The organism is Arthrobacter sp. NPDC056691, from assembly GCF_042791415.1.
Lineage (GTDB): Bacteria > Actinomycetota > Actinomycetes > Actinomycetales > Micrococcaceae > Arthrobacter.
In genome coordinates, this window is record NZ_JBHTXX010000015.1 from 1 (window position 1) to 19,586 (window position 19,586).

The window sequence follows — 19,586 nt, forward strand, 5'->3', positions numbered from 1 at the left end:
AACGCCCGGTCCCATTCCGAACCCGGAAGCTAAGACCCACAGCGCCGATGGTACTGCACCCGGGAGGGTGTGGGAGAGTAGGTCACCGCCGGACACTATTTACGGCTCAGGCCCTGACGATGAACGTCAGGGCCTGAGCCTTTTAACACCCTCCTGCTAAAACCCAGGGCAACCCACCATCCCTCACCTCCCGCAGGTTTTCCGCAAACGCTCCATCACATCCTGCAGCGTATCCTTCAACGCTCCATCACGTCCTGCAGCGTTTCCCTCAACGCTCCATCACATCCTGCAGCGTATTCCCAAGCGCTTCCGCAGTTCCCCGCCAGGGGTGCGGAAGCGTTGGGGGCGGGGCGGCAGGATCTGAGGGAGGATCCGGGTTTGGGGCCGGTAGAGTTGGTAGCCATGGAAAACCTCTTCAGCCACGCAGCCGGTAGCGACGTGCCCCAGCCCATCGAGAGCCTGGACCCCGTCATCTGCACCGTGGTGGTCCCCGGTCCTGTTTCCCGGGCCTTCATGGGGTTCACCGACCATACACATCTCTGGTGGCCCATGGAGACCAACAGCGTCTACGGTCCCGGCTCCTACGTGGAGTTCGAGGAGAACCTCATCCTGGAGTCGGCTGACGACGGCCGCAGCACCATCTGGGGAACCATCGACGATTGGCAGCCTCCGCTGTCCTTCCACGCATCGTGGTACCCCGGCAGCACCGCCCTGTGGTCCACCGAGCTGCGTGTCGTGCTCCGGGGCGTCGAAGCAGGCACTGAGGTGCGCGTAGTCCATGACGGCTGGGAAGGTGCAGAGGATCCGGCCGGCACCCGTGCCGTCTGGGAGAAGGGTTGGCCCGAGGTCCTGGGCCGGTACGTGCGGTTCATGGGCGGGGTTTCAAAGTAGGACCAGTCCGGTCCTACGCCGGAGGAACCGCAGTGCTCCGCCGAATCACATACCGGGTGGGGTATTCGGTGCCCACAGCCGCCCGGTCCGCCCCGCCATCGAACCCTTGGAGCAGCAGCCGCACCGCCAGGGCTCCCTGGCCGCGCGGATCCTGATCGATCGTTGTCAGCCCGAACAGTTCACCCAGCTCGTGTCCGTCCAGGCCGATGACTGAGAGGTCGTCTGGCACCCTGAGCCCGAAGTCCCGGGCCGCCAGGATGGCGCCAATCGCCATCTCGTCAGAGGCGGCGAAGACTGCGGTGGGCCGTTCGGCGGTCCCGCCCAGCAGGCTCCGTGCCGCGGCGTAGGCGCCCTCGACGGTGAAGTCCGCCCGGACCACCCATGAAGGCCGCAGCGGAAGTCCCGCCGCCTTCATGGCCTCCTCATAACCTGCACGCCGGGTGCTCGGGATCTTGAAGTCCGGCTCATTCAGCGAGTCGCCCGTAATGTGCGCAATACGGGTGTGGCCGAGCCGGATGAGGTGATTGACGGCGGCCTCCGCCAGGCCGTGGTCGTCAACGCGGATGGTGGAAGCTCCGGGCAGCGGTCCGCCGATGCCCACGAGCGGACGATCGATGGACAGCATCTGGCTGATTTCCTCCTCCGTCAGCGCCAGCGCCACCGCGATGACCGCATCGACCCGTTTCCGCAGCAGGAAGTCCTGGAGGATGCTTCGCCGCCGGACCGCCCCCTCGGTGATGTTGTAGAGCGTCAGGTCGTAACCGGCGTCGAGGAGGGCAGCCGAAACTCCCTCCACCACCGAGGAGAAGTACCAGCGGCGGACTGTGGGGACCAGGACACCGATGTTGCGGGTACGGCCGGAGGCGAGGCTGGACGCCTGATAGGAGGGCACGAAGCCGAGCTCGACGGCGGCCGCCTTGGCACGCGCGCGGCTCGCCGGCGATACATGGCCCTTGCCGCTCAAGGCGCGCGAAACGGTGGCTATGGAAAGCCCGGCCTGTTCCGCAACGTCCTTGATGCCGGCCATGCCTTAGCCCCCCGTGGCCTCGGCGGACATCCGCAGCCAGACGGTCTCGCCGGAGCCCAAGGCAAACTGCTGGTCATCCTCGCCGTAGCCTGAGGACGAACTGCGGAGCACGACCTCGCCGGCGGGGAGATCCAGCGGATCGGTGCCGATGTTCATGGCCACCAAAATGTCCCCGTTGAGGAACGCGAGGGACGAAGCGGTGCACCATTCCTCCGCCCACGCGAGGGAGCCCCGCCCAAGATCCAGTTCGCGGCGGACAGTGAGCATTCTGCGGTACAGGTTCAAGTGCGACGACGGGTCCCCGGCCTGGGCGTCACGGGCCAGTTTCGCGAAGCTCTCCGGCTGGGGGAGCCAGGGCGCATCGCCGTCGCCGAATCCGCCGTGGCGCTCGGACGCCTTCCACGGCAGGGGGACCCGGCAGCCGTCACGTCCCAGCCGGGCGCCCCCGGACCGCGCGAACGTCGGGTCCTGCCGCTGCCGGTCCGGGATATCGATGCCGTCGGGCAGGCCAAGCTCCTCGCCCTGGTACAGGTAGGCGCCGCCGGGGAGCCCCAGCATGAACAGGGATGCCGCCGCGGCCCGGGTCCTGCCCAGCTCCTCGTCCGGCTGGGGGTCCAGGGGGCCGATGCCGTCGCCGTCCCGCGGCCCGGACCAGTCGTACCCAAAGCGGGTGGCGTGCCGGACGACGTCGTGGTTGGACAGCACCCAGGTGCTCGGCGCGCCCACGGCATCAAGGCACGTGAGGGATTCGGTGACGACGTGGCGCAGCCGGGGGAGGTCCAGCCCTGCGTGGAGGTACGGGAAGTTGAAGGCCTGGTGCATTTCGTCGGGCCGGACCCAGTGGGCCAGCCGCGGCAGTTCAACACTGGCTTCGGCGCAGAGGATGCGGTCGGGGCCATACTCCTCCAGGATCCGGCGCCACGCACGGTAGACGTCGTGCAGGGCCGGCTGGCCGAACATCGGAGCTTCGTGTCCGGGGAACCCGTCGGAGCTGGCGCCGTCCGCGCGGCCGCCCCAGGCGGGAAGGCCCGGTGCTTTGACAAGGGCATGCGCGACGTCCACACGGAAGCCGGAGACACCCCGGTCCAGCCAGAAACGCAGGATGCGCTCAAACTCGTCATGCACCGCTTGGTTGTCCCAGTTAAAGTCAGGCTGCGATGAATCGAAGAGGTGCAGGTACCACTGGCCAGGAGAACCGTCGGGTTCGGTGGTGCGGGTCCAGGCTGAGCCGCCGAAGTGCGACTGCCAGTTGTTGGGTGGTTCATTACCCTCGGCGCCCTGGCCGTCGCGGAAGATGAACATGTCCCGTTCGGGGCTGCCCGGCCCGGCAGCCAGTGCCGCCCGGAAATCGCGGTGCTGGTCCGAGCAGTGATTCGGGACCAGATCCACGATGACGCGCAGGCCCAGGCGGTTAGCCTCGGCCACCATGCCGTCGAAGTCGCCGAGCGTGCCGAAAATCGGGTCGACGTCGCAGTAGTCGCTGACGTCATATCCGGCGTCGCGCTGCGGAGAACGGTAGAAGGGCGACAGCCAGACGGCGTCCACGTTGAGCTCGGCAAGCTGCGGCATCTCGGCGGTGATCCCTGCCAGGTCACCGATGCCGTCGCCGTTCATGTCCCGGAAGGAACGCGGGTACACCTGGTAAATGACGGCAGACCGCCACCAGCCGTGTGCGTTGTCGGGGGCGTGGATGGGCGTCAGGGCGCCGGCCTGCGGCGACGCCGGGTGCAGAAACGAGTCAACAGACATTGGGCAATCCTAAAGGGGGGATGCGCATAAATGAAAGCGCTTACACCATCACGAGGGTTGACAGTTCAGGTCAACCTTGCGGGTGGCGGCGTCAGTACCATCACAAAGTTGGAAACGCTTCCATGAGCGAATTGCAGGCCCACCGGCGAGGGACCCGGCAGGGCAGAGTGTGGCCCGGGTGACATCTAGACTGAAGCAAAGTGATCGAACGGGAGACCCATGGGCAGCATCGCCGACGAACTGACATCAATCCTGGGGCCGGGGAAAGTGCTCCGGGACGGGGCCGCACTAGCCGCCTACGCGGTGGATCAGGCCCCCGTGGTGGACTACCGGCTGCCCGCCGCCGTTGTTTTGGCGGAGTCGGTCGACGACGTCCAGGCCGCCGTCAAAGCCTGCGCCGCCCGGAATGTGCCGCTGGTGCCACGCGGCGCCGGAACCGGAGTCTCGGGAGGCGCCCACGCCAGCGAGGGCTGCGTCGTCCTCGGTCTGGAACGGATGAACCGCATTCTGGAGCTTAACGCGGATGACGAGACCGCCGTCGTCGAACCCGGCGTCATCAACGCCGACCTGAACGACGCCGCCGCGGCGCACGGGCTCATGTTTGCCCCGGACCCGGCGAGCTTCAGGATGTCCACCATCGGCGGCAACGTGGCCACCAACGCCGGCGGCCTGCGGTGTGCCAAGTACGGCGTGACCCGGGATTCCGTGCTGGCGCTGGACGTGGTTCTCGCGGACGGATCGCTGCTCCATACCGGGCACCAGACCTTCAAGGGCGTGGCCGGCTACGACCTGACCGGGCTGTTCGTGGGTTCGGAGGGCACGCTGGGCATCGTGGTCGGCGCGACGGTCCGGCTGAAGTACCTGCCCCGCGAGGTGCACACCATCGCCGCGTTCTACCCTGATTTCCGGCAGGCGGCAGCCGGTGTGCTCGCCGTCGGCAGGGCCCGCGTCCAGCCGGCCATCATGGAACTTCTCGACGGCGGGTCGCTGGCCCAGTTGGATGAGCTGCACGGCTCGGACCTCGCAGCGCGGGGAGCCTCGCTGCTCCTTGTCCAGACGGACGGTTTCGGGGCGGCGGCGGAGGCCGACGTGGTGCGGAAGGTCCTGGCAGCCGGCGGTGCCGTGGTGACCACGGAGGCCAACGCGGAGGCGGAGCATCTGGTGGAACTGCGGCGGAACAGCAGGGGCGTCGAGGTGGACGATCAGTACCGGGTCGGCGAGGACATTGCCGTGCCGCGCTCCAGGCTGGTGGACTACGTGGCGGCGCTCGAGGCGCTGGCCGAGGCCCACGACGTGAAGCTGAAAGTGGTGGCCCACGCCGGTGACGGAAACCTGCATCCGACGTTCTGGATCGACCGCGTCAACGACGAGGTGGACGCAGGTGCCATGCGCCGGCTGAACACGGCACTCGACGCGTCCATCGTGGCGGCACTGGAGATGGGCGGGACCATCACCGGCGAGCACGGCGTGGGGCAGTACAAGCTGCGCTGGCTGGGCCTGGAACAGCCCGAGCCGCTGCGGGAACTGCAGCGCCGGGTCAAGGACCTCTTCGATCCCGCCGGCATCCTGAATCCCGGCAAAGCGATCTAAAGCAAGGGGCGATCTATAAGAGGGCTAAGGCCGGGCCCCGCAAAATTCAGGGCCCCGCCGGACCGGCCAGAAGACTCAGTCGTCGGCGTCGGGATACTCGTCCTCGGTCTCATCGGCCCCGTACCGCGACTCCTCGGTCTCCACGGCGAGGATTTTCAGCATCTCCGTGTCCGGGTTCAGCATGATGGCGGCTTCGTCGCGGCGGTGGCGCAGGATGGAGTCGATGTAGGACTGCACGGCCTCGGCCAGCGGGATGTGCCGTTCCTGCTTTTCCGACATGTACCAGCGGTGCTCCAGCACCTCATGCACGGCTTCGGCGGGTTCGAGCTTTCCGGAGAGGTCGCGGGGGATCGACCGGACGATCGGCTCGAAGATCTGGCTGACCCACAGGTGCGCGCTGTATTCCTCGTCCATCTCCGGGTTGTTGTCGGCCCGGAAGGAGTCCATGTCGTTGAGCAGGCGGCGGGCCTGGTTCTCCTGGGCGTCGAGTCCGGTCAGGCGCAGCAGGCGGCGCATGTGGTGGCCTGCGTCTACCACCTTCGGCTGCAGCTGGATGGTGGAGCCGTTCTGGGTGGTCTTGATCGCGTACTCCTCGACGTCGAAGCCGAGTTCGTTGAGCCGGCGGATGCGGGCGCCGACGCGCCAGCGCTCGCCCAGTTCGAAGGATTCCTTGGCGGTCAGCTCCGTCCACAGGCGGCGGTAGCTCTCCATGATGAGTTCGCTGGTGGCCACGGGGTCCACTTTCTCCTCGATCAGGCCGCCGTCGAGGAGGTCCATGAGTTCGCCGGCGATGTTGACGCGGGCGATCTCCAGGTCGTACTCGCGCTGTCCGGTGGAGAGGTCGGGGTACAGTTCGCCGGTCTCGGCGTCCACCAGGTAGGCGGCGAAGGCACCGGCATCGCGGCGGAACAGGGTGTTGGACAGCGAGACGTCGCCCCAGTAGAAGCCGATGAGGTGCAGCCGGACCATCAGCAGCGCCTGGGCGTCGATGAGCCGGGTGAGCGTGTCCTTGCGCAGCATCTGCGAGAAGAGCGCACGGTACGGCATGGAGAACTTCAGGTGGCGGGTCACGAGGACCGGGTTCAGGGGGCGGCCGTCGGGCGTGGTGCGGCCGGTGATGACTGCCACCGGCTCCACGCAGGGCACATCCAGCCGGGCGAGCTTGCGGAGCATGTGGTATTCGTGCCGGGCCACGTGCTCGGACGTTTCCTTGATGGCGATGACGGAGCCGCCCAGGTGCGCGAAGCGGACGATGTGCCGGGAGATACCTCGGGGGAGGGCCGCCAGGTTTTCGGCCGGCCAGTCCTCAAGCGCGATGTGCCAGGGCAGGTCGAGGAGTTCGGGGTCGGCGGCAGCGGCCGTGATGTTGAGGTTGCTTGCGACCGAGGCTGCCTTGTCGTCATTGGCGCTGGCCGCTTCGAACCTCGGCAGTTTGCCGATCTGCCCGTAGTCGGTGGGTTCGTCGTGCCACTGCGCGTTGTGTTCCTCGGTCATGGGTCAATTCTTCCGTATTTTGCAGGGGGTGCCTAAAGGGGCAGCGGTTAAAGCCCGACGGCGGCCCTCCGATTGAGGAGGACCGCCGCCGGTTTCAGGCAGTGCTACCTTGGGCCCACGCCGGCAGGGTTCCCTGGCCGAAGCGGAGCGAGGTTAGGGTGCCGGTGGGGACTAGTCGCCCAGGCGCTCGCCGGTCTTGGTGTCGAACAGGTGCACGTGGCCTGACTGCGGACGGACCCAGATGGACTCGCCCTTCATCGGGGGGCGGCGGCCGTCGACGCGGGCCACGATGTCGTGGGTCTTGCCGTCCAGCGTGGTGTGGCCGTAGACGTAAGCGTCGGCACCGAGTTCCTCGACGACGTCGACCTCAACCTGGATGCCTTCGCCCTGGGCTGCGGTCTCGAGGTCCTCGGGGCGGGAACCCAGGGTGACGGTCTGGCCGTGGGCCTCTTCAAGGATGTTGCGCGGCACAGGGTAAACGGTGCCGCCGAACTGGACGCCGCCGTCGACCACGGGAAGTTCCAGCAGGTTCATGGCGGGGGAGCCGATGAAGCCGGCAACGAAAACGTTCTTGGGGCGGTCGTACAGGTTGCGCGGGGTGTCCACCTGCATCAGCAGGCCGTCCTTGAGGACCGCAACGCGGTCACCCATGGTCATGGCCTCGACCTGGTCGTGCGTCACGTAAACGGTGGTGACGCCCAGGCGGCGGGTGAGGGAGGCGATCTGGGTGCGGGTCTGGACGCGGAGCTTTGCGTCGAGGTTGGAGAGCGGCTCGTCCATGAGGAAGACCTGCGGGTTACGCACGATGGCGCGGCCCATGGCAACACGCTGGCGCTGACCGCCGGAGAGTGCCTTCGGCTTGCGGTCGAGGTACTGCTCGAGGTCCAGGAGCTTCGCGGCTTCACGGACGCGCTCGGCACGCTCTTCCTTGCTGACACCGGCGATCTTGAGCGCGAAGCCCATGTTGTCGGCAACAGTCATGTGCGGGTACAGGGCGTAGTTCTGGAAAACCATCGCGATGTCGCGGTCCTTCGGCGGAACGTCGGTGACATCGCGGTCGCCAATGAGGATCCGGCCGGCGTTGACGTCCTCAAGGCCTGCGAGCATGCGCAGGGAGGTGGACTTACCGCAACCGGAGGGTCCAACGAGGACCAGGAATTCGCCGTCGGCGATTTCGATGTTGAGCTTGTCAACAGCGGGCTTTTCTGTGCCCGGGTACAGACGCGTAGCGTTGTCAAAAGTAACTGTTGCCACAGTTATCAATCCCTTCACCGGCAGGTACGTGCCGGACGATCCGTAGTGAATGGTTCATGTAATTCAGTTGTGCCCTACATGATGACTCCCCGGCAGGGGCCGAGGAGCATCGAGTGACGCCGCACGGTTCCTGTGCGCCACATCACAAAGAAGAGTATGTCAGATTTATCGCGATTCGGACAAAATGTTACGGACGTCACATATGAGATGCCCCATAGGGGCGCCTGTGTGCGGCGTCAGGAGGCGGCCGCGATGGCCTTACGGCGTTCGCGCAGCAGCGCCTCAAGGAGTTCGGCGATGTGGGCAGGTGCCTCCACCCGGAACTGCGCCTGGGTGAAGTCGAGGCCCACCTTCACTCCCACGTCGTCCTGACCGAGGCGGGCCAGGGCGTCCTCGTCGGTGGTGTCGTCGCCGGCGAAGAGCACTCCGGTGGCTCCGGTGGCCTGGCGGAGGAAATCGACGCCCTCGCCCTTGGACGCGTGCACCACAGACGTTTCCAGGACGCGCTTGCCGTTCTTGAGGTAGACGCCTGTCCGGTCCTGAAGGGCGGCGCGGGCGGCCGCGACCGCGTCCTCTGCAACGTCGTCCGCCGCCAGCCGCGTGTGCAGCACAACACCGGCAGGCTTTTCCTCCAGCACGGTCCCGGGAGCCAGTTCCGCGATCTCGGTCAGGATGCCCCTGACCTCCTCGAGGAGTGACAGCTGCTCGGGGTCCAGGGTCAGCGGCGCCGAGCCCGGACCCAGCCACGCCTCGGCGCCGTGGCTTCCGATCAGCAGGGTCTCCTCCGGAGGGGAGGCGACCGCGCGCAAACTGTCCAGGGCCCGCCCGGAGATGAGTGCCGTCGTCGTACGCGGCAGTGCGGTCAGTTCGGCGAAGGCGGCAGCCGAGCGTGGGATCGGGCGCGCGTCCCCGGCGCGGTCAACGATGGGGGATATGGTGCCGTCAAAATCCATGGCCACCAGCAGGTGCTCCGTGCCGGCGATGCGGCGCACCGCCTCCAGCAGCGCGGGTGGCAGCGTCAGGCGGGTGCTGCCGGCCTCATCGATGTGCTCTGCTTCAGGAGTCATCGCGGACCACCTTCTCGTGGAGGGCATTCAGGAAGTCGGCCGACCAGTGGTCGACGTCGTGGTCCAGGATCTGCTTGCGCATGGAGCGCATGCGCCGCGCGGCTTCCTTGGGGGCCATGTTGACGGCCCGCATCACGGCGTCCTTGAGGCCGTCGATATCGTGCGGGTTCATCAGCAGCGCCTGCTTGAGCTGGTCCGCGGCGCCGGCGAATTCGCTGAGCACCAGCGCGCCGTCGTTGTTGGTGCGGGCTGTGACGTATTCCTTGGCCACGAGGTTCATGCCGTCGCGCAGGGCGGTGACCAGCATGACGTCCGCTGCCAGGTACAGCGCCACCATCTCCTCGACGGGATAGCTGTGGTGCAGGTAGCGGACTGCCGTGTTTTCGATCGTGTCGTAGGTGCCGTTGATGTGGCCCACGGTGCCTTCGACCTCTTCACGCAGGAGCCGGTACTGCTCAACGCGCTCGCGGCTGGGGCTGGCAACCTGGATCAGCGTCGCGTCGCCCACCTTGAGCTTTCCCTCCTTCAGGAGCTCTTCGTAAGCCTTGAGGCGGTGGCCGATGCCCTTCGTATAGTCCAGCCGGTCCACGCCCAGGAGGATGGTCTTGGGATTGCCGAGGTCCTGCCGGATCTGGCGGGAGCGTTCGATGATCTCGGGCTTCCGGGCCAGTTCAGAGATGTGCTGGACGTCGATGGAAATGGGGAAGGCCTGGGCCCGCGCGATGTGCGTGTGCTCGCCGTCGGCGTCCTTGACGTGGACCTGCTGCTGCTTGACGCTGGCGCCGAGGAAGCGCCGGGCCGAACGCATGAAGTTGCCGGCGTCGCTGCTGCGCTGGAAGCCCACCAGATCGGCCCCCAGCAGCCCGTCGATGATGGCCTGTCGCCAGGGAAGCTGGGCAAAGATTTCCGGTGGTGGGAACGGGATGTGGTTGAAGAACCCGATCTTCAGGTCCGGCCTCGCCTGGCGCAGCATGCGCGGCACCAGCTGGAGCTGGTAGTCCTGCACCCAGACGGTTGCGCCCTCATCGGCAGTACGGACGACGGCGTCGGCGAACCTTCTGTTCACCCTGCGGTACGCGTCCCACCAAGTCCGGTGAAAGTCGGGCGGAGCGATGACATCGTGGTACAGGGGCCACAGTGTTGCGTTGGAGAAGCCTTCGTAATACAGCTCAACGTCATCGCTGCTGAGCTGCACCGGGACAAGGTCCATGCCTCCGTGGCTGAACGGCTCGACCGTCTCATCGGCGGCACCGTGCCAGCCCACCCAGGCGCCGTCCGTCCGGGTCATCATGGGAGCAAGGGCGGTGACCAGACCGCCGGGCGAGCGCCGCCAGCCGGAGCCGTCGTCGCCGGGCTCGCCGGGTGCGCAGCGGTCCACCGGCAGGCGGTTTGAGACCACCATGAAGTCGTATTTGGTGGCATCCTGGGTGGCGTTCTTGGTGGCGTCCGAGCTGCCGCCGGGCAGGGCCGAGCTTTCCGTTTTTGTGTCGGATTTGTCGCTTACGGCTCCGTACATTGGGGCTCCCTAAGGTTGCTTGTGACTTCCATCAACCCTATCGGGCCGGAATCTTACGGGCCATTCGTCCGTTGGGCAGGCTGAAACGAATACTTGAAAGCGCAAGCTCCAGGGTTCTCCCCTAAACTGGGGGAGTTGCCCCTGGTGGCCCGCACCTGTCCGTACGACACGAGGAACTAATGAGCCCCGCAAACGAACCCCGCCAGTCCAAAGCAGAACGCACAGCCGAGGCCCGCGAGAAAGCCCGCGAAATCCGGGAGGCGAAGCTTAAAAAGGACAAGCGGAACAAACTGCTCATTGGCTGGGGCATCGTGGTGGCCGTCGTGGCCATCCTCGCCGTCGTCGCGCTGGTGGTGACCACCAGCCTTAAGAACAACGCGCCGGTCGCGGACCAGGGTCCCACCCCGGCCAACGGCAACGTCCACGGCGGCATCACGCTGCTCAAGGGCACCGAGGTGGCAAAGTCCGCCGCCGCCAACGTGAACGTCGCGGACATTCCGTCGCCGGCAGCCTCGGCGCCTGCGACCGTCACGGCGCCGGGCGCGGAAGCCGAAAAGGGCAAGCCCGTCAAGGTGGTCCTTTACATCGACTTCATCTGCCCCGTCTGCAAGAACTTTGAGGCGACGTACAACGAGACCCTGACGAAGCTCCGCGACGAAGGCAAGATCACCGTGGAGTACCGTGCCCTGGGCTTCCTGGACAGCCGCTCCTCCACCAATTACTCCTCCCGCGCAGCCAACGCCGCCGCCTGCGTGGTGAACGAATCCCCGGAGAAGTACTCGGACTTCGTGAACGCACTTTTCGACAAGCAGCCTGCTGAAGGCAGTGCCGGGCTCTCCGACGACGAACTGAAGAAGCTGGCCACGGACACCGGCGCAAAGGACATCAGCTCCTGCGTCGAGAACAAGACATACCGCCCGTGGGTCAAGTACACCACCCAGGAAGCCGCAGCCATTGGCGTGACCGGCACCCCGACGGTCCTCGTAGACGGCAAGCAGTGGGGCAAGGGCGACAGCGCGCAGACCGAATTCCCGGCCTTCGTCGACGCCGCCATCAAGGCCAAGGCCTAAGCGTTTTTTGGGCAGTGGCCCGGTCTCCGGATTTTTCCGGGGCCGGGCCGCTGTTCGTTTCACCGTCGGCTCGTTTCTTGCCGGGCGTCCGTTTTTACGGGCGGGCGGTGCTTGGGCTAACCTTATCTAGCGCCATAGCGGCGCCAGCCCTGACGGGCACGCCTCCTTAGCTCAGTTGGCCAGAGCACCGCTCTTGTAAAGCGGGGGTCGTCGGTTCGAATCCGACAGGGGGCTCTTGCAAGGCCCTGACCTGCGGTTTTACTGCCTAAGGTGAGGGCCTTTCGACTTTCCGGCTGGCAACTCACCGGATGCCTGCTTGGCGCAGCGTCTGAACGTTACCCGCGCTGCGTCGCTTCCTGCTCGACGGCCGAGCGTAGGCCCGCTGCCACCAGCGACAGAAGGCCAAGCTCGTCGAAGACTGCAATGGCGCGTTCCGTCATGGTGCCCCGGCTGGCCATCTCGCTGCGGAGGGCGGCCGGGTTTGCGCCGTCCTCGGCGAGCAGGAAACCTGCACCGGCCACAGTTTCCCTGGCCACAAGCACGGCAGTTTCAGGCTCCAGCCCCAGTCCGACGCCAGCGGCTGCCATGGCCTCTGCCAGCTGAAATGTGTAGGCGGTCCCGGTTTCCCGGAAGACCGTCACGATGCGTTCGACTGCCAATTCCATTGCTGCGGCTCCACTTCCTGGACGAGAACCCATCGTCAAGGAACCGGTCAGTCGGTTTCGGGGCCCTGGCAGAAGGGGCAATCGTCGTCGCAGTCCGGACCCAACGGTAATGCGTTGATGGCGGGCAGGGAACCGATTCGCGGCGGAGAACACGCATCCAATACGGGCTTGCGGTCCAGCAGGGCGGTGCGGGATTTCATGACGTGACTCCTTGGGTTGGAAAGCGTTAGTAGGCCTTGACGCGCTGTTCCACGACGAGATGGATCAGGGCGAAAACGTTGTCATGCTCGATGGCGTCGAAGGCGGCTGCCAGTGCTGCGGGGACATCCACGTCCTCGTGGACGCGGATGCCGAACCCGCCGAAGGCGCGTGCCATCATGGCGAAATCCGGGTTGCGGAGTTGGAGGCCCACGCACAGCACCATCGGCGTCGAATCCTGCCATATAGGCGGCTCCGCCTTCGTGGCGGCAGACGACGGTCTGGATCGGCGAGCCGTGCAGCCCGTCCAGGACATCGAGGAAGCTCTCGTCAGCTGCGCTGCCATGGTGATCAGGGAACTCTTTCTGTGTCTGGTTGGGTGGGAAGACGTACGACGGCGGTCCGCGGCTTAGGCGTTCGAGGTCGCCGGAACGGGGGCGGACTGGGCGGCCTCGAAGGCGTGCAGGAGGCGTTCGGTGTCCTTCATCTGGTCGAGCCAGATGTCGCGGACGATGTCGATCCGGTCCTCGGGCTCCTGCAGTCCGGAGATGTAGGTGCCGATGCTGGCCCCGTTCCCGCCGGCACGGGTGTGGAGGCCGATCATCCTGGCCACGAGCTTGGCCTGCATGCCGTAGATGGGAATCTGCGGGCCGCGCGGAGCGATCATGCCCACGTAGTAGAGCTTCTCCAGGCCCTCGGGAACGATTCCGGCGCCGTACCGGACCGGAGCGCCTTTCCTGCGCGGGACCAGGGTGCTGTCAAGGAACGGCAGGCTCGAGTGGAAGCCGGTCGCCCAAAGGATGGTGTCGTACTCGCGGGCCGTGCCATCGGTGAAGTGGACGGTCTTGCCTTCGAAGCGCTCAATGCCCGGGACGATGCCAACGCGGCCGTGGTGCACCCAGTAGAGCAGGAGATCGTTGACCACCGTGCTGCCCTCGGCCAGGGTGTGGTGCCTGGGCTCAGGCATGCCTGGATAGTTGTTCCACTCGCCGATGGAGACACGGGCCAGGAGCCGGTTGATAAGATCCTGCTCGTCGGGGCGGAAGCCGGCGAGGAACTGGACTTCCTGGCGCGGCTTGCCGAAGTAGGTTTTGGGCTGGAAGTAGACGCCGTCACGGATCACGATGTCCGCCTCCAGACGGTGCTGGGCCACGTCCACGGCAAGGTCGCAGCCGGAGTTGCCGTTGCCCACCACCAGCACCCGGCTGCCGTCGACGTCCCTGACGTTGTTGTACTCGCTGGAGTGGAGCTGCTTTCCGGTGAATTCGCCCGGGAACTGGGGGACTTTCTTGTCCCAGAGGTGGCCATTGGCGACGACGACGCCGTCGTACGTTTCAGAGCCGTTGGATGTGGTGACCGTCCAGCCGGCTGAGCCGGTGGTGCCGTCGGTGGGAACAGGGGTGACGGACAGGACCTCGGTGTTGAACTGAATGATGTCGTAGTGGCCGTGCTTGCGTGCGTAGGACTCGATATAGTCGCGGACCTGGTCCCGGCGGGGGAAGTGCGGGTAGTGCGCCGGCATGGGGAAGTCCTCGAAATGGGTCATTTCGCGGGACGTGATGAGGTGCAGCGCCTCGTAGTCGGTGTGCCAGTGGCCGCCGACGCGGCTGCTCTTTTCGAAGCAGTCGACGTCGTAGCCTGCCTGGCGCAGTTGCTGGAGGGCTGAGATGCCGGCGGCGCCGGCACCGATGACGCAGTAGCGGGTCATGGTGTTGTCCGTTCAGGTAGGAGGGGTTGGAACCAGTTAGCGGATGACGTCGCCGCCGGAGAGGGTGACGGTTTCGCCGGTCATGAAGCCGGCCGCGTCACTGCCGGTGAGGAGCCAGGCCCAGCGGGCGATTTCCTCCGGCTGGGCCACCCGGCCCACCGGGATCGCAGCCGCGGCGGCTTCCATGCGGCCGGTGGCCCGGTTTCCGGGGGTGTCCACCCAGCCCGGCGCGATCGCGTTGACGCGGATTTTCCGGTCGGCCAGTTCCAGCGCCGTGGCCTTGGTGATCATGATGACGGCGGCCTTGGACGCTCCATAGACCAGCTGGCCAGGAGATACGTGGTAGCCGTCCACTGACGCGAAGTTCACCATCGCCGATCCTTCAGGCATGGACCTCGCTGCGGCTGCCATGACATTGAGAACGCCCAGAACGTTGACGTCGAAGACCAGGCGGTAAAGCTCCTCGGTGTACGTGTCCAGGCTCGACGGCGGGTAGACACCTGCGATGTTGGCGACGGCGTGGATGGAGCCGCCCAACTCCGGCAGAACGTCGTCGAGCTTTGCTTCCAGGGAGGCGCGGTCCCGGACGTCGGCCACCAGCGGGGTCACCCGTGTGGAATGACCGTTGAATTCGGGTGCGGTGACGTCGACGGCGATCACGTGCCAGCCTTCGCTGAGGAAGACTTCGGCGGTGCTCCGGCCCATGCCGCTGCCGGCGCCTGTGACGAGGGCGACGCGAGGGGATGTGTTGTTCATGGTGGCTTTCCTTGGATCTCTTAGCCCTTGACCGTGGTCAGGATCTGGGTGGTGAGTGAACTGAGGGATTTGTTGCGGGTCTCTTCGGCCCAGGCGATGGTGATCAGCAGGCCGAGGATCGTCAGGCCGACGCCGATCATCATGGTGGGGCCGGTGCCGAGGCCGCTGAGCGAGAGCGGCACCATGTACGTGCCGATGGCGGCACCGATGCGGCTGATGGCCGTTGCGAGTCCGACGGCGGAGGCCCGGACGCTGGTGGGGAACAGCTCGTTGGGGTAGATGAACACGAGGATGGTTCCGGCGCCGCTGGCCAGGGTGAAGAGGAAGAAGAACACCATGACGAGCCAGGCGGGGCCTTCCGGCCAGAGTCCCAGCGGGAGGAGGAACACCGCCGCTGCCACGAACGTCCAGATCATAAGCGGGCGCCGGCCCAGGGTTTCAACCCAGCGGAGGGCCGGGAGGGTGCCGATCAGGAAGCCCAGGTTCAGGACGATCTGGCCGAGGGTTTCCTCCGCACCGCCGTGGGCCAGACCGAATTGGGACAGGATGATGGGTCCGTAGGTGAAGAGCGCGAACTGCGGCAGGGCGATGCACATCCAGGTCAGGCCGCAGAACAGGGTCCGCTTCAGGAAGGGGGCCTTGAGCAGCGTGCCGAAGCCGGACGTGGTCCCGGGTTCGTCCGTGGCGATGAGCGCGCGTACTTCCTCGGTGGTGACGTCGCGTTCGAGTGCCTTGGAGAGAGCTTCGCGGGCTTCTTCGAACCGGCCCTTGGCTACCAGCCAGCGCGGCGACTCATGGGCGCCGAAGCGCAGAAGCATCACAAGGATGCCGAACACCGCGCCGCTTGCCAGCATCCACCGCCAGGCCTCCGGCCCAAAGGCACTCGAGAGCAGGAAGCCCACCAGGTAGGCGACGATGGCCCCCACCAGCCAGATGGTGGAGAGCCAGCCGATGATTGCACCGCGGCGGCTCTTGGGCATCCATTCGGTCAGGAGCGCTGTGGCAATCGGGTAGTCGGCGCCGACGGCCAGGCCCACAATCAGGCGGAGGAGGATCAGCTGGAAGCCGTCACCGATGAACAGGCAGGCGGCGGAGGCGATCACCATGGCCAGCAGGTCCACGGTGTACATCATCTTCCGGCCGATGCGGTCGGTGATGGGGCCCAGGACCAGGCTTCCAAGGAACAGGCCCACCAGGGATGCGGCTCCTGCGAGGCCCAGCTCCACCGAACCAAGCCCCAGCTCTGCGCTGGCGCCGGTCAGGGCCACGCCCACGATGCTGAGCAGGTAGCCGTCCAGGAATGGACCGCCTGAGCAGGCAGCAATGAGCCGGCGGTGATACCTGGTGAGTGGTCCGTCGTCTATGAGATGCGCGGACGGAGCAGCAGTTGTCGCAGTCATGGCGTAGTCCTAAGTCAGGTGGAAATAGGCCGGATTCGGCTGGGTGTGATTGCCGTCACCGGCGAGTGAAATCAACAGTACGGAGAGTTTTGCTCGAGGTGTAGACTCAATTCACGACTCTTCCTCAAGGAAACGCCTATGTCTAATCTCACGCTCCAGCAGCTCCGCTACTTTCTCTCCGCCGCGAAGCACAAGACCCTGTCCGCGGCCGCTGAGGCGGAGCACATCGCGCAGCCGAGCCTGTCCGAGCAGATCCGCCGACTGGAACAGAGCCTCGGGGTGAAGCTGTTCACCCGCACCAACCGGGAGCTGCAGCTCACGGAAGCAGCGCGGCTGCTGCTGCCCAGCGCGCAGCGTGCGCTGGCGGAGGTGGATGGCCTGACTGACCTGGTTCGGGAAGTGCGCACCCTGCAGGGCGGCACGGTGTCGTTCGGCACGTTCAACAGCGCGCACCTGTACCTGCTGACCGGCCTCATCCGTGACTTCCACGAACAGTATCCGCTGGTCAAAATCCGCGTGGTGGGCCTGAACTCTTCGGAGGTTGCGGACGCCGTGCGCTCAGGTGAACTGGAAGCCGGACTCGTGCAGCTTCCGGTGGATGACCGGGGCCTCTCGGTTGGGCCTCCAGTCCTTCGCGACGAGGTGGTCTATGTCAGCGCCGATCCGGGACGCCTGCAGGGCCCCATGTCGATCGAAAAGCTGGCGACAGCCCCGCTGATCCTGTCCGAGGCGCGGTGGTCCGATTCGGACCCGCTTCGGCTTTCCTTGACCGAGCGTGCCCAGCACGCAGGAGTCACCCTGGACCCCATCGCCGAGGTGGAGTTCCAAACGCACGCCGTGGAGTTGGCTGCGCAGGGCGTCGGAGATTCCCTGGTTTCGTACCATGTGGCCAAGTCGATGCTTCAGCAGCACGGACTCGGGCATGTCCCGCTCGAGCCGGCCTTCCACGAGCACTTCGCCTTCATCACACGGATCAACGGCTCGATTTCACCGGCGACCCGAGAATTTATCAAGCATGCCCATCGGCACATCTCACTCCTGCAGAACACCAGGCCGCGGGAACGCAAGGGCTCGTAGCCGGTTCACCCTGGGCGCAGTGAGGCACCGGCCCGGCCCGGCCTGGACGGCCAGGCCGGCGCCTGCGGGTTCACCTATGCCGCGTTGACGTTTTCCCGGGCCGGAACCATCCGTGCTTTCGGGTAGGCCGCAAGCAGCCGGCGGGTGTCTGCCATTTGCTCTTCCCAGACCGCGCGGACTATGTCGATTCTGTCGTCGGCGGCCTGCAGGGCCGAGAGGTAAGCCGCAATTCCTGCTCCGCCCTTGCCGGCCGTTTCGTGCAGTTCGATCATCTGCAGGGCAGCCTTTGCCTGCACCCCGTAGACCGGAATTTGCGGACCGCGCGGGGCGCTCATTCCGATGAGATACAGCTTTTCCAGGGTCGCTGGGACAATGCCGCCGGCATACCGCAACGGGACCCCGCCGCGGCGGCTCAGGAGGGTCTCGTCGATGAACGGCAGGCAGCGTGAAAGCCCGTTGCCCAGAGTATGGTGTCGTATTTCTTGGACGTGCCGTTGGTGAAGCGCACGGTTGTGCCGTCGAAGCCCTCGATGCCGGGCATGATGCCGACGCGGCCATGGTGGATCCAGTACAGCAGCAGGTCGTTCACCACCGTGCTGCCCTCCGCGAGGGTGCGATGCTTGGGTTCGGGCATGCCGGGGTAATTCTGCCATTCGCCTATGGAGACACGGGCCAGGAGCCGGTTGATCAGATCCTGCTCGTCCGGGGCGAACTGGGCCAGGAATGCAACTTCCTGGCGGGGCTTGCCGAAGTAGGTCTTCGGCTGGAAGTAGGTGCCTTCGCGGATGACGATGTCCGCTTCGAGCCTGTGCTGGGCAACGTCGACGGCCAGGTCGCAGCCCGAGTTCCCGGCGCCGACCACCAGCACCCGGGTTCCCTCGATGTCCTCGACGTTGCGGTAGGAGCCGGAGTGGATCTGTTGTCCGGTGAAGGTTCCGGGGAAGGCAGGGATTTTCTGGTCCCAGAGGTGGCCGTTGGCCACGAGGACACCGTCGTAGTCGATGCTCTCACCGGTTGCGAGGGTCACCGTCCAGCCCGCGGACCCGGCGGGGCCGTCTGCCGGGATCGGCACCACCGAGTTGACGGCGGTGTTGAACCGGATGATGTCGTAGTGGCCGTGGTGCCGGGCGTAGGACTCCAAATACTCCCGGACCTGGTCCCGGCGCGGGAAATGCGGATAGTGCGCCGGCATCGGGAAGTCCTCGAAATGGGTCATGTCCCGGGACGTGATCAGGTGGAGGGCGTCATAGTCGGTGTGCCAGTGGCCTCCGACCCTGTCGGTCTTTTCGAAACAGTCGACGTCGTAGCCTGCCTCGCGCAGCTGCTGGAGGGCCGAAATCCCCGCGGCTCCGGCGCCAATCACGCAGTACCTGGTCATCGCAGCGTCACCCCGCCGTCAATGAGGAAGTCCGCGCCGGTGGCAAAAGATGATGCCTCGGAGGCGAGGTACACCACCAGCGGGGAGATTTCCTCGGGCCGGGCGCGGCGGCCCAGCGGTGCGCTGGAGGATGTGCCGCCGGCGGGCTCGTCATCGTTCATGGGCGTTTCGACGCCTCCCGGGCTGATGGAATTTACCCGGATGTTGTGGGGTGCGTATTCCAGGGCGGCGGCGCGGGTGAGGGCCAGAACGGCCGCTTTTGACGCGGAGTATGCGCCGTAGGCTTCGGCACCTCGGTGGGCTGCGGTGGAGGCGACGTTGATGATGGTGCCCCCGCCACGCCGCGCCATGGCCGGGAAGGCGGCCTTCATTCCGAGCAGCACCGAGGTGGTGTTCACCTTGTGGATCAGATCCCACTCGGCAACGTTCAGTTCGTTCAGCGGGGTGACGCGGATGATGCCGGCGTTATTGACCAAGGTGTCCAGTCCGCCGTCGTGCTTTTCGATATTTTCGACGGCGGCCGCCCAGGCCGCTTCATCGGTGACGTCAAGGTGGATGTAACGAACGGCGTGGCCCTTCTCGGCCAGGGCCGCCGCCGTCTTTTCACCCACCTCGTCCAGGACGTCGGCGATCACGACCCGCCGCCCTGATGAGGCGAGGGCTTCTGCGTGTGCTGCGCCCTGACCCCGGGCGCCTCCGGTGACAAGTGCGACCCGCTCGTTGTGCTCAGTCATTGTGGCTGTTCC

General features: G+C 66.0%; 18 protein-coding genes, 1 tRNA gene, 1 rRNA gene and 1 pseudogene. 6 read left to right on the top strand and 15 right to left on the bottom strand.

Going from position 1 to position 19,586, the window contains the following annotated elements:
• Nucleotides 1–94: ribosomal RNA gene (gene rrf, locus ACFRAU_RS13320) — 5S ribosomal RNA — on the top strand; the annotation flags it as partial.
• Nucleotides 95–402: 308 nt separating this feature from the next.
• A complete protein-coding gene (locus tag ACFRAU_RS13325) occupies nucleotides 403–891 on the top strand; it encodes a hypothetical protein (RefSeq protein WP_378000248.1) in 489 nt (162 codons plus the stop codon).
• Nucleotides 892–904: 13 nt separating this feature from the next.
• Here the strand turns inward: ACFRAU_RS13325 and ACFRAU_RS13330 are convergent, their stop codons facing one another.
• The gene (locus ACFRAU_RS13330) at nucleotides 905–1,918 is read right to left on the bottom strand and encodes a LacI family DNA-binding transcriptional regulator (RefSeq protein ID WP_378000249.1); all 1,014 of its coding nucleotides are present in this window, start codon (nucleotides 1,916–1,918) and stop codon (nucleotides 905–907) included.
• 3 nt (nucleotides 1,919–1,921) lie between these two features.
• Nucleotides 1,922–3,667 (bottom strand): glycoside hydrolase family 13 protein, encoded by a 1,746-nt coding sequence (locus ACFRAU_RS13335; protein ID WP_378000250.1) that lies wholly within the window; start codon nucleotides 3,665–3,667, stop codon nucleotides 1,922–1,924.
• Between the two features lie 219 nt (nucleotides 3,668–3,886).
• Between ACFRAU_RS13335 and ACFRAU_RS13340 the strand changes: the two genes are divergently transcribed.
• Nucleotides 3,887–5,257, top strand: a complete 1,371-nt coding sequence (locus ACFRAU_RS13340; RefSeq protein ID WP_378000251.1) for an FAD-binding oxidoreductase — start codon at nucleotides 3,887–3,889, stop codon at nucleotides 5,255–5,257.
• A gap of 75 nt (nucleotides 5,258–5,332) precedes the next feature.
• On the opposite strand, the gene ACFRAU_RS13345 is transcribed toward ACFRAU_RS13340, so the two are convergent.
• The 4 genes from ACFRAU_RS13345 to ACFRAU_RS13360 all read right to left on the bottom strand — a co-directional run bounded on the left by ACFRAU_RS13345 (nucleotide 5,333) and on the right by ACFRAU_RS13360 (nucleotide 10,588).
• Nucleotides 5,333–6,751 carry a DUF4032 domain-containing protein gene (locus ACFRAU_RS13345; protein WP_003798280.1) on the bottom strand — a complete coding sequence of 473 codons (1,419 nt, stop codon included), beginning with the start codon at nucleotides 6,749–6,751 and terminating at the stop codon, nucleotides 5,333–5,335.
• Nucleotides 6,752–6,922: 171 nt separating this feature from the next.
• The gene (locus ACFRAU_RS13350) at nucleotides 6,923–8,005 is read right to left on the bottom strand and encodes an ABC transporter ATP-binding protein (RefSeq protein WP_102973130.1); all 1,083 of its coding nucleotides are present in this window, start codon (nucleotides 8,003–8,005) and stop codon (nucleotides 6,923–6,925) included.
• A 236-nt stretch (nucleotides 8,006–8,241) separates the two neighbouring features.
• Nucleotides 8,242–9,072 (bottom strand): trehalose-phosphatase, encoded by an 831-nt coding sequence (gene otsB / locus ACFRAU_RS13355; RefSeq protein ID WP_378000252.1) that lies wholly within the window; start codon nucleotides 9,070–9,072, stop codon nucleotides 8,242–8,244.
• Complete coding sequence (locus ACFRAU_RS13360) at nucleotides 9,062–10,588, bottom strand: trehalose-6-phosphate synthase (RefSeq protein ID WP_378000253.1); 1,527 nt, start codon at nucleotides 10,586–10,588, stop codon at nucleotides 9,062–9,064. The genes otsB and ACFRAU_RS13360 overlap by 11 nt, the downstream gene beginning before the upstream one ends.
• 179 nt (nucleotides 10,589–10,767) lie before the next feature.
• On the opposite strand from ACFRAU_RS13360, the gene ACFRAU_RS13365 reads away from it, so the two are divergent.
• Together ACFRAU_RS13365 and ACFRAU_RS13370 are read left to right on the top strand one after the other, a co-directional pair.
• The gene (locus ACFRAU_RS13365; protein WP_377996312.1) at nucleotides 10,768–11,658 is read left to right on the top strand and encodes a DsbA family protein; all 891 of its coding nucleotides are present in this window, start codon (nucleotides 10,768–10,770) and stop codon (nucleotides 11,656–11,658) included.
• A gap of 160 nt (nucleotides 11,659–11,818) precedes the next feature.
• Nucleotides 11,819–11,892, top strand: a tRNA-Thr gene (locus ACFRAU_RS13370).
• A 101-nt stretch (nucleotides 11,893–11,993) separates the two neighbouring features.
• Here the strand turns inward: ACFRAU_RS13370 and ACFRAU_RS13375 are convergent.
• The 6 genes and pseudogenes from ACFRAU_RS13375 to ACFRAU_RS13400 form a co-directional block, all read right to left on the bottom strand.
• Nucleotides 11,994–12,323 (bottom strand): pyrroline-5-carboxylate reductase family protein, encoded by a 330-nt coding sequence (locus tag ACFRAU_RS13375; RefSeq protein WP_377996311.1) that lies wholly within the window; start codon nucleotides 12,321–12,323, stop codon nucleotides 11,994–11,996.
• A gap of 47 nt (nucleotides 12,324–12,370) precedes the next feature.
• The gene (locus tag ACFRAU_RS13380) at nucleotides 12,371–12,523 is read right to left on the bottom strand and encodes a hypothetical protein (protein ID WP_377996309.1); all 153 of its coding nucleotides are present in this window, start codon (nucleotides 12,521–12,523) and stop codon (nucleotides 12,371–12,373) included.
• Between the two features lie 26 nt (nucleotides 12,524–12,549).
• Nucleotides 12,550–12,732, bottom strand: a pseudogene (locus ACFRAU_RS13385) (acetolactate synthase); the annotation flags it as partial.
• Between the two features lie 198 nt (nucleotides 12,733–12,930).
• Entirely contained in the window at nucleotides 12,931–14,229 is a 1,299-nt protein-coding gene (locus ACFRAU_RS13390) for a flavin-containing monooxygenase (RefSeq protein WP_378000254.1), read from the bottom strand.
• Between the two features lie 36 nt (nucleotides 14,230–14,265).
• A complete protein-coding gene (locus tag ACFRAU_RS13395; protein ID WP_378000255.1) occupies nucleotides 14,266–14,985 on the bottom strand; it encodes an SDR family NAD(P)-dependent oxidoreductase in 720 nt (239 codons plus the stop codon).
• Between the two features lie 20 nt (nucleotides 14,986–15,005).
• Nucleotides 15,006–16,385, bottom strand: a complete 1,380-nt coding sequence (locus ACFRAU_RS13400) for an MFS transporter (RefSeq protein WP_378000256.1) — start codon at nucleotides 16,383–16,385, stop codon at nucleotides 15,006–15,008.
• A 138-nt stretch (nucleotides 16,386–16,523) separates the two neighbouring features.
• On the opposite strand from ACFRAU_RS13400, the gene ACFRAU_RS13405 reads away from it, so the two are divergent.
• Nucleotides 16,524–17,462, top strand: coding sequence for a LysR family transcriptional regulator (locus tag ACFRAU_RS13405; protein WP_377996305.1), 939 nt, complete (start codon nucleotides 16,524–16,526; stop codon nucleotides 17,460–17,462).
• 74 nt (nucleotides 17,463–17,536) lie between these two features.
• On the opposite strand, the gene ACFRAU_RS13410 is transcribed toward ACFRAU_RS13405, so the two are convergent.
• From ACFRAU_RS13410 to ACFRAU_RS13420, 3 genes are all read right to left on the bottom strand, one after another.
• The gene (locus ACFRAU_RS13410; protein ID WP_378000257.1) at nucleotides 17,537–17,797 is read right to left on the bottom strand and encodes a hypothetical protein; all 261 of its coding nucleotides are present in this window, start codon (nucleotides 17,795–17,797) and stop codon (nucleotides 17,537–17,539) included.
• A 77-nt stretch (nucleotides 17,798–17,874) separates the two neighbouring features.
• On the bottom strand, nucleotides 17,875–18,840 hold the full coding sequence (locus ACFRAU_RS13415) for a flavin-containing monooxygenase (protein ID WP_378000258.1): 966 nt from the start codon (nucleotides 18,838–18,840) through the stop codon (nucleotides 17,875–17,877).
• The gene (locus ACFRAU_RS13420; RefSeq protein WP_378000259.1) at nucleotides 18,837–19,574 is read right to left on the bottom strand and encodes an SDR family NAD(P)-dependent oxidoreductase; all 738 of its coding nucleotides are present in this window, start codon (nucleotides 19,572–19,574) and stop codon (nucleotides 18,837–18,839) included. The genes ACFRAU_RS13415 and ACFRAU_RS13420 overlap by 4 nt, the downstream gene beginning before the upstream one ends.
• Between the last annotated feature and the right edge of the window lie 12 nt (nucleotides 19,575–19,586).

Coding starts and splice junctions, on each gene's coding strand:
- ACFRAU_RS13335 (WP_378000250.1), bottom strand. CDS start 3,667: ATGTCTGTTGACTCGTTTCTGCACCCGGCGTCGCCGCAGGCCGGCGCC.
- ACFRAU_RS13390 (WP_378000254.1), bottom strand. CDS start 14,229: ATGACCCGCTACTGCGTCATCGGTGCCGGCGCCGCCGGCATCTCAGCC.
- ACFRAU_RS13325 (WP_378000248.1), top strand. CDS start 403: ATGGAAAACCTCTTCAGCCACGCAGCCGGTAGCGACGTGCCCCAGCCC.
- ACFRAU_RS13375 (WP_377996311.1), bottom strand. CDS start 12,323: ATGGAATTGGCAGTCGAACGCATCGTGACGGTCTTCCGGGAAACCGGG.
- ACFRAU_RS13345 (WP_003798280.1), bottom strand. CDS start 6,751: ATGACCGAGGAACACAACGCGCAGTGGCACGACGAACCCACCGACTAC.
- ACFRAU_RS13365 (WP_377996312.1), top strand. CDS start 10,768: ATGAGCCCCGCAAACGAACCCCGCCAGTCCAAAGCAGAACGCACAGCC.
- ACFRAU_RS13405 (WP_377996305.1), top strand. CDS start 16,524: ATGTCTAATCTCACGCTCCAGCAGCTCCGCTACTTTCTCTCCGCCGCG.
- ACFRAU_RS13415 (WP_378000258.1), bottom strand. CDS start 18,840: ATGACCAGGTACTGCGTGATTGGCGCCGGAGCCGCGGGGATTTCGGCC.
- ACFRAU_RS13340 (WP_378000251.1), top strand. CDS start 3,887: ATGGGCAGCATCGCCGACGAACTGACATCAATCCTGGGGCCGGGGAAA.
- ACFRAU_RS13400 (WP_378000256.1), bottom strand. CDS start 16,385: ATGACTGCGACAACTGCTGCTCCGTCCGCGCATCTCATAGACGACGGA.
- ACFRAU_RS13410 (WP_378000257.1), bottom strand. CDS start 17,797: ATGAGCGCCCCGCGCGGTCCGCAAATTCCGGTCTACGGGGTGCAGGCA.
- ACFRAU_RS13395 (WP_378000255.1), bottom strand. CDS start 14,985: ATGAACAACACATCCCCTCGCGTCGCCCTCGTCACAGGCGCCGGCAGC.
- ACFRAU_RS13420 (WP_378000259.1), bottom strand. CDS start 19,574: ATGACTGAGCACAACGAGCGGGTCGCACTTGTCACCGGAGGCGCCCGG.
- ACFRAU_RS13330 (WP_378000249.1), bottom strand. CDS start 1,918: ATGGCCGGCATCAAGGACGTTGCGGAACAGGCCGGGCTTTCCATAGCC.
- otsB (WP_378000252.1), bottom strand. CDS start 9,072: ATGACTCCTGAAGCAGAGCACATCGATGAGGCCGGCAGCACCCGCCTG.
- ACFRAU_RS13380 (WP_377996309.1), bottom strand. CDS start 12,523: ATGAAATCCCGCACCGCCCTGCTGGACCGCAAGCCCGTATTGGATGCG.
- ACFRAU_RS13360 (WP_378000253.1), bottom strand. CDS start 10,588: ATGTACGGAGCCGTAAGCGACAAATCCGACACAAAAACGGAAAGCTCG.